The following is a 14,229-nucleotide window of genomic DNA, read 5'->3' as shown; positions in this document are numbered from 1 at the left end:
ATCGTCGCGGCAGCGGACATGCCGCGCCGGCCGGCTGGAGTGCCCCACAGTCGGCCCGTTCGCCGCGTGCGAAACAGATTCCGGCCCAGTGTCTTCGGCCCCAGCGACTTGCACCGTGGCCGCCGGCGGAGCGCCGCGGGTCGATCGAGCGTCTCTGACCGCGCCCAGCCGGAGGACGCCGTCCATGCCCGCACTTCTCGCGTCGCCCGGTTCGGAAGAGGAAGTTGTCATGCACCGACGATGCGGGGCGCCGGTCACCGGACCCGGACGCCGACCTGGCCGTTCACCCGCCCTGGGGAGATCGATTCGCGCTGTGCACCACTCGGCGACACCGCGCACGGACCGCGACTCGTGTCGGTGCCGCCTGCTACCGTGCCGTCCCGCTATCGTTCGCGCACTTTACGCACAGCGGTGGCGAACAGCGCATCCAGCGCGGGGATATCCGGTTCGTCCTCGGCGAAAGACATATAGGTCACCGTGATCCGCACATCCCCGGACTGCGCGACGTGGGTGCGCATGGATTGGGTCAGCCGCGCGCCACCGGATTCCGGCCGCACGGTCCTGCGCAGCGAGAGGGCGTCGTCGGCGTCGATCGGCGGAGGCGACTTCAACTCGGTCGTCACGGTGGTGGCGGCGCCCGCGCGGTTCACCCGCACCGATCCGCACTGCCCCAGCCGGTCGCGCAGCGCCGTCAACGGCTCGCCGGTGCGGGTCAATTCGACGGTCAGTGTGGCGCGCGTGACGTCGTCTGTGCCGACCGCCATCGCGGTGTGATCCGGTCCGAAGTCCTGGCTCGGCGGCACGCACCTGCTGGGCTGGACGTTCGCACCGCGGCCCATGCCGTCCAGGTCGCCCGCCGCCTGTGCCACGGCCTCCTGGGGCAGCACCACCGCCGTGTACGGCGCGGGAAACTGCGCCGGATCCGGCAGCAGAGTCGGCAGTTCTGCGCTCACGTGCCTGGTCACCGTGGTCGGCGCCGACGAAACCGGGCGCCCCGATACCGTCGACCCGCAGCCTGCCAGCAGCACCGCGCAGACCAGCGGCGCCACCCGGGCCAGCCGCATGCGCTTCGAATCCGCCACGGTCACACCCCCACTGTGCCAAACTCCTGGTGTCCAGTCGGCGATGCCACGCCGCCGGGCCGGGAATGCGCGAGCCACCGATGCTGTTGCCTCGGAGTATGGGTCGGTGTCCGGCCGTGCGCGGTGACCGCCACGGCATGGGGGACAATGGACAGTGGTCCCCGGTTCGGACGACCCGCTCGCTCGCACCACCACCAGCGGTGGTGAACGACCGGGCAGGCAACCACACTGGCGCGTGCGGTACGCGTCCGGGCCGCAGGAGCCGCGCAGGAAGGAGTACGCGATGGACTACGAGTCGCGAATGTACGAATTGGAGTTCCCCGCTCCGCAGCTGTCGTCGGCCGACGGCGCGGGCCCGGTCCTGGTGCACGGGCTGGAAGGTTTCACCGACGCCGGGCATGCGGTGCGTTTGGCGACCACGCATCTGCGCGAGAGCCTCGAGAGTGAACTCGTCGCCTCCTTCGATGTGGACGAGCTGCTGGACTACCGGTCGCGGCGTCCGCTCATGACCTTCAAGACCGATCACTTCTCCGAGTACGCCGAGCCGGAACTCAACCTCTGGGCCTTGCGCGACACCTCGGGGACTCCGTTCTTGTTGCTCGCGGGTCTGGAACCGGACCTACGCTGGGAGAAGTTCACCACGGCGGTGCGGTTGCTCGCCGAACAGCTGGGCGTGCGCCGCAGCATCGGCCTGAGCGCCATTCCGATGGCGATCCCGCACACTCGCCCGCTCGGCGTCACCGCGCATTCCTCCAACCGCGACCTGATCTCCGACCATCAGCGGTGGCCGGGCGAACTCCAGGTACCGGGCAGCGCGTCGTCGCTGCTGGAATTCCGCATGGCGCAGCACGGGCACGAGTCGGTCGGGTTCTCGGTGCATGTGCCGCACTACCTGGCGCAGACCGCCTACCCGGAGGCCGCGCAGACGCTGCTGGAGAACGTCGCGGACAACGCGGGCCTGGAGTTCCCGCTGGCCGCGCTGGGCGAGGCCGCCGCGCGGGTGCGCGAACAGGTCAACGAGCACATCGCGGGCAACGTCGAGGTGGAGACGGTCGTGCACGCCTTGGAGCGGCAGTACGACAGTTTCGTCACCGCGCAGGAACGGCAGTCGAGCCTGCTGGTGGGGGACGGCGAGTTGCCGAGCGGTGACGAGCTGGGCGCGGAGTTCGAGCGATTTCTCGCCGAGCAGAGCCGCAACAAGGACGACGACGAGCAGGACTGATCCGCGCCGGGTCCCGATCGCCCCTGCACGCGTGCCCACCGGCGAGGCCGTAGGGTGGTCGGAGTGGATTTGACCGAACTGCTCGACATCCCGGGGACCGACGCCGACGCGCTCTACGAGTCGTTCGGGATGTGGGCCGCCGAGCAGGGCACGCCGCTCTATCCCGCGCAGGACGAGGCACTGCTCGAGTTGGCCTCCGGATCCAACGTCATCCTCGCCACCCCAACCGGTTCCGGTAAATCACTCGTCGCGGTCGGCGCGCATCTGTTCGCGCTGACCCAAGGGGTGCGCAGCTACTACACCGCTCCGATCAAGGCTCTGGTGAGCGAGAAATTCTTCGCCCTCTGCGAGGTGTTCGGGGCCGAACGCGTCGGCATGGTCACCGGCGACGCCGCGGTGAATCCGGAGGCGCCGATCATCTGCGCGACCGCGGAGATCCTGGCCAACCTGGCGCTGCGGGAAGGCGCGGACGCCGCCGTCGGCCAAGTCGTGATGGACGAATTCCATTTCTACGCCGACCCCGACCGGGGGTGGGCCTGGCAGGTTCCGCTGCTCGAACTGCCCCGCGCCCAGTTCCTGCTCATGTCGGCCACGCTCGGCGAGGTCGACTTCTTCGCCCGTGACCTCGAGCGCCGGACGGGGCGCTCCACCGCGGTCGTCGCGGGCACCGAGCGCCCCGTGCCGCTGACCTTCTCCTATGCCCGCACGCCGATCACCGAGACCCTGGAAGATCTGGTCACCACCCATCAGGCCCCGGTGTACGTGGTGCACTTCACCCAGGCAGCCGCGCTCGAGCGGGCCCAGGCGCTGACCAGTGTGAATTTCGCTACGCGCGCCGAGAAGGACGCGATTGCCGACGCCCTGGGCGACTTCCGGTTCGCCGCCGGGTTCGGCAAGACCCTGTCGCGGCTGATCCGGCACGGCATCGGCGTACATCACGCGGGCATGCTGCCGAAGTACCGGCGCCTGGTGGAGCGACTCGCCCAGGACGGCTTGCTGAAGGTGGTGTGCGGCACCGACACCCTCGGCGTCGGCATCAACGTGCCCATCCGTACGGTGCTGCTCACCGGGCTGACCAAGTTCGACGGCGTGCGTACCCGCAGGCTCAAGGCGCGGGAGTTCCACCAGATCGCCGGCCGCGCCGGGCGGGCGGGTTACGACACCATGGGAACCGTCGTGGTGCAGGCTCCCGAACACGAGGTGGAGAACACCCGGCTGCTGGCCAAGGCGGGCGACGATCCGAAGAAGCAGCGCAAGGTGCAACGGCGCAAACCGCCGGAAGGCTTCGTCTCCTGGAGCGAGGAGACCTTCGACCGCTTGGTCGCCGCGCAGCCGGAGCCGATGGTGTCGCGTTTCGCGGTGACCAACGCCATGCTGCTGAACGTGATCGCCCGGCCGGGCAACTGCTTCACCGCGATGCGTCACCTGCTGGAGGACAACCATGAGCCGCGTCCCGCCCAGCGCAGGCACATCCTGCGTGCCATCCGGCTGTACCGCGCGCTGCGCGACGCCGGGGTGGTGCAGCAACTGCCGGAACCCGATGCCCACGGCCGTCGCGCCCGCCTGACCGTCGACCTGCAGCGTGATTTCGCTCTCGATCAGCCGTTGTCGCCGTTCGCGCTGGCCGCGCTGGACCTGCTGGACAAACAATCCCCGAGTTATACCCTCGACGTGGTGTCGCTCATCGAATCCACCCTGGAGGATCCGCGCCAGTTGCTGATGGCCCAGCAGCACAAGGCGCGCGGCGAGGCGATCGCGGAGATGAAGGCCGACGGCATCGATTACGACGAGCGCATGGAGCTGCTCGAAGAGGTCACCTGGCCCAAGCCGCTGGCCGAGCTCATCGAACCGGCCTACGAGACCTATCGCGCGGGGCACCCCTGGGTGTCGGAGTTCGCGCCCGCGCCGAAGTCGGTGGTCCGCGACATGGTCGAACGGGCCATGACCTTCGCGGAGCTGATCTCCTTCTACGAGCTGGCCCGCTCCGAGGGCGTGGTGCTGCGCTATCTCGCCGACGCCTACCGCGCGCTGCGGCGCACGGTGCCCGATGCGGCGCGCACCGAAGAACTCGACGACATCACCGAATGGCTGGGAGAGCTTGTCCGCCAAGTCGATTCGAGCCTGCTCGACGAGTGGGAGCAACTGACCAACCCGGGTGCGGAGACCGACGCCGACCAGGTCGCGTTCGGCGCGGAGACGGTGCGCCCGATCTCGGCGAACGAGCGCGCGTTCCGGGTCATGGTCCGCAACGCGATGTTCCGCCGCGTCGAACTGGCCGCGTTGCGGCGCTGGGACGAACTGGCCGAGCTCGGCCCCGGCCCGGATTGGGCGGAGGCTTTCGCCGACTACTACGCGGAATACGAGCGGATCGGCACGGGCCCCGACGCCAGGGGCCCGCAACTGTTCCAGGTGGAACGAAGACCCGGATTCTGGCATGTGCGACAGGTGCTCGACGACCCGGCGGGCGACCACGGCTGGTCGATCGACGCGGTGGTCGACCTGGCCGAGTCCGACGCCGCGGGCGAGGTCGTCTTCGACGACGTCACGGTGTCAGCCGGCTGAGCCAGCATCCGCCAGCGATCCCGTATCCACGCAGGTCAGCGGCTCCTTCGTGCCAGCAAAACGAGGGTGCGCGACCATGTGGCGAACCCAGGTTTCGACGGATTCGTTTCTGGGTACGGGCCGCTGATACTCTCTCCCCCGCTGCCCAAGCGAAAGATCGACTATGCCCGAATCGCCGTACCTTGTCATCCATCCCGAGCGTGTCCGCCGGAATTACCGCGCGCTCGATGCCGCCCTGTCCACGGGCGACGGCGCCGCGACGAGGATTCGTTTCGCCGTGAAGGCGAGCCCGGTGCCGGAAATCGTGCGCCTGCTCGACGAGGAAGGCGCGGAATTCGACGTCGCCAGCATCGGTGAGATCGACCTGTGCCTCGGGCTGGGTGTGGCTCCGCAGCGGCTGTGCTACGGCAACCCGATCAAGAAAGCCGCGCACATCGCCCGGGCCTACGCGCTGGGGGTGCGGCGCTACGCCTTCGACACCGAGGACGACCTGCTGCGGATCGCGCAGCACGCACCCGGCTCCGAGGTGGAATGCCGCTTCCTCGCCTCGGCGCCGGAGTCGCGCACGCCGTTCGGCACGAAGTTCGGCTGCAGCCCGGGTGAGTCGTTCCGGCTGCTGGTCCGGGCCAGGGATCTGGGGCTGGTCGTCGCCGGGCCGTACTTCCACGTCGGCTCCCAGCAACTGGACCCCACCGCGTGGCGGATCGGCATCGAGCAGGCGGGCCGGATCGCCGAGGCACTGGCCGACAAGGACATCGCGGTGAGCTCGGTGAACATCGGCGGCGGGCTGCCGATCTCCTACGCCGACCCGGCGCCCGCGCTGGGCGAGATCGCCGCGGTGGTCAAGCACGCCGCGGCCGAATTCCTTTCCGGGACAACCGGATTGGTCGTCGAACCGGGCCGGGCACTGGTCGGTTCGGCGGGCACGATTCACGCCGAGGTCGTCGGCGTCCGCACCGCGCCGGACGGTCGGCGCTGGGTGTATCTCGACATCGGCCGCTACAACGGCATGGCCGAGACCGAGAACGAGTACATCGCCTACCGGTTCCGCACCGACCGCGACGGCGACCCCGTCGACGAGGCGGTGGTGGCCGGTCCGACCTGCGACGGCGACGATGTACTGTATCAACGCACGCGAGTCCTCCTACCGACCACGTTGCGAGCCGGTGATCGCGTTCGAATCCTCGACACCGGTGCCTATACCGCGAGCTATTCGTCGGTGTCCTTCAATGGTTTTCCGCCCTTGACCGTTCATGTCTCGGGCGCTGAGCGAGAGTGAGTTTGCCCATGACGGCGGAATTCACCGGTTGGCATGTGCTGGCCGAGTTCGGTGGTGTCGACGCAGATCTCTGCGACGATCTCGAACGACTCGAATCGGCGTTGCGTGAGTCTCTGATCGCGGCGGGCGTCACTATCTGCGATGTCGTACACAAGAAGTTCGAACCGCAGGGGGTGACCGTCCTCGCGCTGTTGTCGGAGTCCCACGCCTCGATTCACACTTATCCGGAGTCCGGCGACATCTTCGTCGACGTGTTCACCTGCGGCAGCATCGGCGCGGGCGCGTCGAAGGCGGTCGAGCTGCTTCGGGACGCGTTGGCTCCCAGGGATGTTCGCATGCAGGTCATCCGCAGGGGGCACGGTAGCCAGCGGATCGAGGAGCCGGTGGGCGCGGGTCTGACCCGCATCTGGGACCTGCACGAGGTAATCGTCGACACCCACACCCCCTACCAGCACATGGTCATCGCGCGGACCGAGCAGGGCATCAGCCTGTTCTCCGACGACGACCGCCAGTCCACCGAGTTCTCCCAGCTCACCTACCACGAGGCGATGATGGTGCCCGCCTTCGTGCTGGCCGAGAAGCTGGACAAGGTGCTCATCATCGGTTCCGGCGAGGGCGTGGCCAGTCAGATGTCGGTGGCCGCGGGCGCCACCCGCGTCGACCACGTCGACATCGACCAGCTCGAGGTGGAGTTGTGCGCCGAGCACCTGCCCTACGGGTACTCCACCGACGAACTGGCCGCCGCCGTCAAGGGCGAAGGGCCGATCAAGGTGCACTACGCCGACGGCTGGGACTTCCTGGCCACGGCAGAGCAGGCGGGCACCCGCTACGACGTGGTCGTGATCGACCTGCCGGACGAGCGTGTGGAGGACGCGCAGCACAATCGCCTCTACGAGGCGGAGTTCCTGTCCCGATGTCGTGCGCTGCTCGCGGCCGGCGGCGTGCTGTGCGCCCAGGCCGGGTGTGCGACCATGTGGCGAAACGAGACCTTGAAGCGGTCCTGGCAGCGTTTCCACGAGCAGTTCGGCACCGTCGTGCACTACGGCAGCGACGAGCACGAGTGGTCGTTCCTCTTCGGCTTGGTGGACGCGGTGGAGGACCCGGTCGGCGCGATGACCGATCGCCTGGCGCTGCTGCCCTACCAGCCCGAGACCATCGACGCGCGGGCGCTGGTGCGCGGCGCGATCGAACCGCACGCCCTGCGGGTCTAGGCGACGACGCCGAGTGCGCCGGTTCCGGTCGAACCGGCGCATTCGGCGTTCTCCGGTCGCAGCCGTGCCGAGTCCGGCGGCGGCTGTGGTGCTGCGGCTTGCTTCGGTTCCTCGTCGCTGGGCCCGAACACCGTGCCGTTTCGTTCGCGGTTCAGGAACGCTGCCGCTCGCGCCACTGTTCGACGTCGACCCCGCCCACACCCCAGTTCGACAGGGGCACCTCGTCGATCACGACATACGTGCTCGCCGGCGCTTTGCCGAGCACCTCTTGCAGTAGATCCGTGACGCCCTTGATCAGCCGTGCCTTCTGCTCGCGAGTGACGCCGTCATCGGTGACTTTGATGTTGACGTAAGGCATTTCAAGCCGCCCTTCCCGAGATGAACCCGCCGTCGACGGGGAGAATGTGTCCGGTGGTGAACTCCGCGTCGGCCAGATACAGCACCGCGGCGGTTGTTTCGGCGACTTCGCCGATGCGGTTCAACAGCGCGAGTCCGGCCGAGGCCGATTCGTCTCCGTCGCCGAACAGCGGGGTGCGGATGATGCCCGGAGCGACCGCGTTGACCCGGATCCTGGCGGCCGCGAGTTCGGCGGCGAGGCTGGTGGTCAGCGCGTGGACGCCGCCCTTGCTGACCAAGGCCGCCGTAGCGGGCAGCCCGGCGAGGGCATGGTCGATCAGGACCGTGCCGATGTTCACGATGCTGCCGCCGCGCGCCTGGGTCAGGAACCTCCGCACTACGGCCTGCGTGGTGAAATAGGTGCCTTTGAGATTGCCGTTCAGATAGCCGTCCAGGTCCGGCTCGGTGACGTCCACGAATGGTTTCGCCCCGAAGACGCCCGCGTTGTTGACCAGCACGTCCACCCCGCCGAATCGCTCGACGGCGATACCGACCAAGGCCGCGCCGGTCGTGGCTGCGCCGATGTCACCCGCCACCGTGGCCACTCGCTGCGGCGCGCCCAACTCGGCGGCCACCCGCGCCAATTTCTGCTCGTCCCGCCCGTTCAGCACGACGTTGTCGCCACGTTCCGCGAACGCCCGCGCGATGTCGCGACCGATCCCGCTGGAGGATCCGGTCACGATGACCGTTTTCGCCATGTCCATCCCTTCTCTATACGACCGGTCGTCTTCGAACTGTCAGCCGAGACGCCGGATGGGTGTGCCGCCTCGAAATCAGGGCAGGAAGTAGTCGCCGAGCAAGCGGTCCAGGCACTTGTGCAGCGGCGCGAGGGTGCGCTCCATCTTCATCCGGATCACCGCGCCCTCCCAGGCTTCGAGCAGCAGATCGGCCAGCTCACCCGCGTCGATGTCGGCGCGGATCATGCCGAGGCGCTGGCCCTGCGCGAGTTGCTCGGCGACGCGATCGCGCCACGCGTTCCACGCCGCCGACAGCGAGTGCCGCAAGAGATCGCTGCCTTCGAGTTCGGCCCCGAGATTCGCGATGAGGCAGCCGCCGGTGAACTCTGCCGCTACGAAATCGTCCATCAACCGCGCGAAGAACGCCCGCAGGGCGCTCACCGGATCCGGGGCGGCACCGAAAGCCTCGGTCAGATTGCGCTGCACGCACTGGGAATGATGCTCGATGATCGCGCGCCCGAAACTCTCCTTACTGTCGAAGTAGTTGTAGAACGAACCCTTCGGTACGCCGACCTTGTCGAGGATCTGCTTGATTCCGGTGCCGTGGTAACCGTTGGTCAGGAACCCGGCGGCACCCTCTTCGACGAGAAGCCGCCGGGTGTCCGTACTGCGCCTGGGTCGTGCCATGCGCTCAATATACGACCGGTCGTCTTGAAATCACAAGGACGGTCCTCATCCGAGGGACCCCGCCCATCCCGGCCCGGCCGAACCGCCGAAGCTTTCCGGGTCCTGCCGCCATCGGGCGGACCGAGCGGCGAAATCCCCGAGGTGCACGGCGGCGAACCGATCCCGGTCCCAATCCGCAGGATCCGCCGACACGGTCCAGACATAGGTCCACACCGGAGTATCCCGGCCACCGATGCGCACTCGGCGCAAGTCGTACTCGTCGTCCTCGAACGCGTCGAGGATCGCCCATTCCGCAGCGGTGAGACCGCTCAGCACAGCGCCGCGGGTGCGTCCCCGCGGCGCGGCGACCAGCCCCGGATAGAGCCGTCGCGGCAGCGCGGCAGCGCGCCATCCGGTCAACTCGGCTGGTTCGAGCACGGGAACGCGCCCGAGCAGCGTCTCCAGCACCTCGGAAAACTGCAGCGTGCCATAGGCGAACAGCGCGTGGTCCATCCCGATCAGGCCGCTCAGCCGCCCTTCTCCCAGCGCCGCCGGTTCCACTTCGCCGCTCCTCTCACCTGTCACCATCTCGCCCCCACAGCTTCACATCGGCCGCTGAGCCCGAACGATGGCGGCCAGATACTCGTAATCCTCGGCGCGGGCGCTGGACGTACGGAACACCAGGCCGATGGTGCGGCCGGGCGCGGGCGTCGCGAAGTGGGCGACATCCAATGTGCCACTCGCGGTTTCCGTCGCGACGGCCATCTGCGGAATCAGGGTCACCCCGAGTCCCCCCGCAACGCACTGCACCACGGTGGCCAGGGACGCGGCTCTGGTGTCGCCGACGGCTGCCGGGTGCACGTCGGCCGAGCGGCACGCCTCCAAGGCCTGATCACGCAGGCAGTGGCCCTCGTCCAGCAACAGCAGCGGCTGGGCGTCCAGCACCGCCGCCGCGAGGTCGGTGCGCCCGGCCAGCTCGTGACCGCGCGGTGTGACCAGCACGAATTCCTCGGCGTAGAGCGGGATTTCGACCAGACCGGGCATCTCGGTGGGCACCGCCAGCAACGCGACGTCCAGCACGCCGGTGCGCAACCCGTCCAGCAGCCGAGCGGTCTGGTCCTCGACGATCTGCGGGCGCAACTCGGGCAGCCGCTTGCGCAGCTCCGGCAGCAACCCGGGCAGCACATAGGGAGCGACCGTCGGGATGATGCCCATGCGCAGCGTGCCGCCGAGTCCGTCCCCGGTCGCCGACGCGACGAAGCGGTCGGCGGCCTCCAGCGTCGCCATCGCCTTGGGCAGCAAGCGCATTCCCGCGGCGGTCACCAGCACCCGTCGGGTGCTGCGCTCGATCAGCTGGAGCCCGAGCCCCTGTTCGAGGGCCGCGAGCGCCTGCGATAACGTGGGCTGACTCACACCGAGACGGGCGGCCGCGGTGCCGAAATGGCGATATTCCGCGATCGCCACGAACGCACGCAGCTGTGACAGGGTGGGCTGATAAGTCTGATCAGTCACTCCTATCAGTGTAGTGCGACTGATCACCTTTACCTTTCAGCACCCCTTGGGCAAGATCGCCCGTGAGCTTTTCACCCGCGGTGTGAGTCGGGTCCGAGGCGGTGGCTCACATAACCGCAAAGACCTCGCAATACCGCAGAACACAGTTGGCAACCCACTGACGAGGAGAGAGCATGGCCCTGCTGACCATCGGCGACCAATTCCCGGCATACAACCTCACCGCGGTCATCGGCGGTGACCTGTCGAAGGTCGACGCTCAGCAGCCCGACGACTACTTCACCCGGATCACCAGCGACGACCACGCCGGCAAGTGGCGGATCGTCTTCTTCTGGCCGAAGGACTTCACTTTCGTGTGCCCGACGGAGATCGCCGCGTTCGGCAAACTCAACGAGGAGTTCGAAGACCGCGACGCGCAGGTGCTCGGCGCGTCGGTGGACAACGAGTTCGTGCACTTCCAGTGGCGCGCGCAGCACGAGGACCTCAAGACCCTCCCCTTCCCGATCCTGTCGGACCTCAAGCGCGAATTGGCCACGGCCACCGGCGTGCTCAACGCCGACGGCGTCGCCGACCGCGCCACCTTCATCGTCGACCCGAACAACGAGATCCAGTTCGTCTCGGTCACCGCCGGTTCGGTGGGCCGCAACGTCGACGAGGTGCTGCGGGTGCTGGACGCGCTGCAGTCCGACGAACTGTGCGCCTGCAACTGGAAGAAGGGCGATCCCACCATCAACGCCGCGGAACTTCTGGCCGCCAGCGTCTGAACATCGCCCGTCACCGCCACCACACCATCGAAAACCGCCCTGGTCCCGCAGGGGACCGATCGAGTAGAGGAATCGCCGCATGAGCATTGAGAACCTGAAGAACTCCCTTCCCGAGTACGCCAAGGACCTCAAGCTCAACCTTTCATCCCTCGCGCGCACCACCGTGCTGAACGAGCAGCAGCTGTGGGGCACCCTGCTGGCGTCGGCGGCCGCGACCCGGTCGACGACCACGCTGCGCGAGATCGCCGAGGAAGCCGCCGACGTCCTGTCGGCGGAGGCGTACAACGCCGCGCTCGGCGCCGCCTCGATCATGGGCATGAACAACGTGTTCTACCGAGGCAAGGCGTTCCTCGGCGGCCGCTACGACGACCTGCGGGCCGGGCTGCGCATGCAGATCATCGGCACGCCGGGCGTCGACAAGGCCGACTTCGAACTCTGGTCGTTCGCGGTCTCCTCGATCAACGGTTGCGCGCACTGCCTCGAGGCGCACGAGCACACGCTGCGCGAAGCGGGCGTGTCGCGCGAAGTGATCTTCGAATCGCTGCGTGCCGCCGCCATCGTGGCCGGTGTCGGCCAGGCGGTGCAGGCGACCGAGGCCCTCAGCCCGGCCGCGATCTGATTTCGGTGGAAAAGGGGCCCCTGTCCGGCGGCAGGGGCCTCTTTCGCGTTCCGATGTGATCCGGCCGACAGCTCGGCACACGGCATCCGGGTAGGCTCGGCGAGCATGGGCACACAGGTCGATGTGGTGCGAGTGTTCACCGACGCCGCCGGACGGTACGGCAACGAACTGGGCATCGCGCGGGCGGCCGACGTGGCCGCGGTCGATCGGCAGGGGTTGGCGGCCAAAGCGGGATACAGCGAGACCGTGGTGGTCGAGGAACCGGTGCACGACACCGTAGCGGTGCGGATCTACACCCCCACGATAGAGCTTCCCTTCGCGGGGCACCCGTCGGTCGGAACGGCATGGTGGCTCGCGTCGCAGGGCATCCCGGTGCGGGTACTGGACGTTCCGGCCGGTCCGGTGGCGGTGGAGCTCACAGAGGGCCTGACCTGGATCACTGCTCGCGGCGAATGGGCGCCCCCGTTCACCTTCCATCAGCTGGAGGACGCCGAGGAACTGGCGACCCTGCAACCGGAGGAGTTCCCCGGCGGCCCCCACTACTTGTGGGCGTGGACCGACGAACACCGCGCCGCCCTGCGCTCACGCATGTTCGCTCCCACCATGGGGATCACCGAGGACGAGGCGACCGGAGCCGCGGCCGTGGCATTGACGGCGTTGCTGCGCAAAGGATTGGTCATCACCCAGGGCAAAGGCTCGCAGTTGTTCACCCGGTGGGATTCCGACGGGTGGGTCCACCTGGGTGGCCGAGTCGTCGCCGACCAGCCGGTGGAGATCTAGGCGCCCGTCAGGGCAGCGTCACACCCACGACCGGATCACCGCTCGGCGCGTCCGAGCCGCCGTCCGGTTCCACGCTCACCGCGAGCACCTCACCGGACCGGAAACCCGTGACGAACGGCCGGACGGTCGACGGCAGGTCGCTCAGCACCCCGACGGAGCGGGGTCGTCCATCGGAGCCGACCAGCCACACCTGATACACCTGCCCCGAGGGCGGCGGCGCGACCTGGTCGAATACGACGACCGCGCGCCCGAGTTCCGGCGAGACGTCCACCACGAGCAGACCGCCGCCGGCGAACGATCCGCTGACCGTCCGAGCCTCCGGGTGCATCTGCTGTTGGTCGGCGGCGGCCGGTTCGGACGGGTTGCCGATGAACTGCGCGGTCAGCACGCTGCCACCGATCACCAGAGACGCCGCGGCCGCGATCGGCACCGTCCAGCGCAGCGACCGCCGCCACGTCGCACTCCGCCGGATCGACCGGGCCGGGGAAGGGTCGGGCAACGCGGCCAGGATGCGGCGTTCCAGTTCCGGTGGCGGCGCGAGCTCATCGAGCACGGCCAGCCGCCCCATGACGTCGCGCACCTGCCAGACGGTCTCGGAGAACGCTCGCCGCACGTCCGGGTCCGCGGCGGCCAGGCGGGCATCGATATGCCTGCGCTCGATATCGGCCACCGCGTCCAGCGCACACGGGTAGGCGAGGTCGATGAGGTCCGCCTCCGACCGCGGCGATGTGTCAACCATCGGTGGACTCCCCGGACAAACACTTCTCCAATCTTTTCAGCCCGTCGCGGATGCGGGTCTTGATCGTGGGTAGCGGCACCGAGAGATGATCGGCGACCTCTCGGTAGGTCCACCCGCTGTAGTAGGCCAGCGCGATCGCTTCGCGCTGGGTGGGGGTCAGGTTCTTCAGGCACGCGGTCACCTGTTGCTCTTCGATGCGCTGGGTGACCGATTCGGCGACGACGTCGTGGTCGCGCCCCAGATGCTCGTGCGCGTAGACCAGGTCCCGGCTGGTGGCCGAGCTCTCCGCGCGGACCCGGTCCACCGCACGGCGATGGGCCAGCATCATCAGCCAGCCGACCGGGCTGGCCAGTGTGGCGTCGTAGCGGTCGGCCATCGACCACACCTGCAGGTAGACCTCCTGGGTCACCTCTTCCGCGGCGGCGTGACTGCGCAGGATCCGCACCGTCAGACCGAACACTCGCGGGCTGGTCCGCTGATAGAACTCGGTGAACGCGCCACGGTCGCCCGCACCGGCTGCGGCCAGCAGCGCCGCGAGTTCACGGCTCGTTCGGGTGGCCTGCGCGCGGTCGTAGCCGGTGGGCAGCGGGCACGCGAGCGCCGGATCATCGGATTCCTTCCTCGTGCGTGCCGGATCACCGGGCCGTCGGGGTGAAGCAGAACCGTGTTCGTTGCTCATGGCCGAATCCCGTGCCTGCATGCACAGGGGTTCGGTATGCGCTG

The 14,229-nt window shown here is 68.4% G+C and carries 15 protein-coding genes; 7 read left to right on the top strand and 8 right to left on the bottom strand.

What is annotated here, in order from left to right; translation table 11 throughout:
- Positions 1-383: 383 nt before the first annotated feature.
- The gene (locus tag ACWEKR_RS02515; protein ID WP_452352928.1) at positions 384-1,088 is read right to left on the bottom strand and encodes a sensor domain-containing protein; all 705 of its coding nucleotides are present in this window, start codon (positions 1,086-1,088) and stop codon (positions 384-386) included.
- Between the two features lie 277 nt (positions 1,089-1,365).
- On the opposite strand from ACWEKR_RS02515, the gene ACWEKR_RS02510 reads away from it, so the two are divergent.
- From ACWEKR_RS02510 to speD, 4 genes are all read left to right on the top strand, one after another.
- Positions 1,366-2,304 carry a PAC2 family protein gene (locus ACWEKR_RS02510; RefSeq protein ID WP_452352927.1) on the top strand — a complete coding sequence of 313 codons (939 nt, stop codon included), beginning with the start codon at positions 1,366-1,368 and terminating at the stop codon, positions 2,302-2,304.
- Between the two features lie 63 nt (positions 2,305-2,367).
- Positions 2,368-4,866 carry a DEAD/DEAH box helicase gene (locus ACWEKR_RS02505; RefSeq protein ID WP_452352926.1) on the top strand — a complete coding sequence of 833 codons (2,499 nt, stop codon included), beginning with the start codon at positions 2,368-2,370 and terminating at the stop codon, positions 4,864-4,866.
- A 163-nt stretch (positions 4,867-5,029) separates the two neighbouring features.
- Positions 5,030-6,145: a type III PLP-dependent enzyme gene (locus tag ACWEKR_RS02500; protein ID WP_452352925.1), complete on the top strand. Its 1,116-nt coding sequence runs from the start codon at positions 5,030-5,032 to the stop codon at positions 6,143-6,145.
- 8 nt (positions 6,146-6,153) lie between these two features.
- On the top strand, positions 6,154-7,356 hold the full coding sequence (gene speD, locus ACWEKR_RS02495; protein ID WP_452352924.1) for an adenosylmethionine decarboxylase: 1,203 nt from the start codon (positions 6,154-6,156) through the stop codon (positions 7,354-7,356).
- A gap of 151 nt (positions 7,357-7,507) precedes the next feature.
- Here speD and ACWEKR_RS02490 read toward each other — a convergent pair whose 3' ends face one another.
- The 5 genes from ACWEKR_RS02490 to ACWEKR_RS02470 all read right to left on the bottom strand — a co-directional run bounded on the left by ACWEKR_RS02490 (position 7,508) and on the right by ACWEKR_RS02470 (position 10,607).
- Positions 7,508-7,714: a tautomerase family protein gene (locus ACWEKR_RS02490; RefSeq protein WP_195083718.1), complete on the bottom strand. Its 207-nt coding sequence runs from the start codon at positions 7,712-7,714 to the stop codon at positions 7,508-7,510.
- A 1-nt stretch (position 7,715) separates the two neighbouring features.
- Complete coding sequence (locus tag ACWEKR_RS02485; RefSeq protein ID WP_452352923.1) at positions 7,716-8,456, bottom strand: SDR family NAD(P)-dependent oxidoreductase; 741 nt, start codon at positions 8,454-8,456, stop codon at positions 7,716-7,718.
- A 69-nt stretch (positions 8,457-8,525) separates the two neighbouring features.
- A complete protein-coding gene (locus ACWEKR_RS02480) occupies positions 8,526-9,116 on the bottom strand; it encodes a TetR family transcriptional regulator C-terminal domain-containing protein (protein ID WP_452352922.1) in 591 nt (196 codons plus the stop codon).
- Positions 9,117-9,161: 45 nt separating this feature from the next.
- On the bottom strand, positions 9,162-9,656 hold the full coding sequence (locus tag ACWEKR_RS02475; protein WP_452352921.1) for a gamma-glutamylcyclotransferase family protein: 495 nt from the start codon (positions 9,654-9,656) through the stop codon (positions 9,162-9,164).
- A gap of 42 nt (positions 9,657-9,698) precedes the next feature.
- A complete protein-coding gene (locus ACWEKR_RS02470; RefSeq protein ID WP_452352920.1) occupies positions 9,699-10,607 on the bottom strand; it encodes a hydrogen peroxide-inducible genes activator in 909 nt (302 codons plus the stop codon).
- A 173-nt stretch (positions 10,608-10,780) separates the two neighbouring features.
- Between ACWEKR_RS02470 and ACWEKR_RS02465 the strand changes: the two genes are divergently transcribed.
- The 3 genes from ACWEKR_RS02465 to ACWEKR_RS02455 all read left to right on the top strand — a co-directional run bounded on the left by ACWEKR_RS02465 (position 10,781) and on the right by ACWEKR_RS02455 (position 12,767).
- A complete protein-coding gene (locus ACWEKR_RS02465) occupies positions 10,781-11,368 on the top strand; it encodes a peroxiredoxin (RefSeq protein WP_159838104.1) in 588 nt (195 codons plus the stop codon).
- Positions 11,369-11,447: 79 nt separating this feature from the next.
- Complete coding sequence (locus ACWEKR_RS02460) at positions 11,448-11,987, top strand: alkyl hydroperoxide reductase (RefSeq protein WP_195083721.1); 540 nt, start codon at positions 11,448-11,450, stop codon at positions 11,985-11,987.
- Between the two features lie 105 nt (positions 11,988-12,092).
- Positions 12,093-12,767 (top strand): PhzF family phenazine biosynthesis protein, encoded by a 675-nt coding sequence (locus ACWEKR_RS02455; RefSeq protein WP_452352919.1) that lies wholly within the window; start codon positions 12,093-12,095, stop codon positions 12,765-12,767.
- Between the two features lie 7 nt (positions 12,768-12,774).
- On the opposite strand, the gene ACWEKR_RS02450 is transcribed toward ACWEKR_RS02455, so the two are convergent.
- The gene (locus tag ACWEKR_RS02450) at positions 12,775-13,506 is read right to left on the bottom strand and encodes an anti-sigma factor (protein ID WP_452352918.1); all 732 of its coding nucleotides are present in this window, start codon (positions 13,504-13,506) and stop codon (positions 12,775-12,777) included.
- Positions 13,499-14,185, bottom strand: coding sequence for an ECF RNA polymerase sigma factor SigK (gene sigK, locus ACWEKR_RS02445; protein ID WP_452352917.1), 687 nt, complete (start codon positions 14,183-14,185; stop codon positions 13,499-13,501). Before sigK ends, ACWEKR_RS02450 begins: the two co-directional genes overlap by 8 nt.
- Between the last annotated feature and the right edge of the window lie 44 nt (positions 14,186-14,229).

This window comes from Nocardia sp. NPDC004573, from assembly GCF_053602135.1.
Note: the sequence above shows the minus strand (reverse complement) of the source record. Positions and strands in the feature narration are given on the sequence as shown.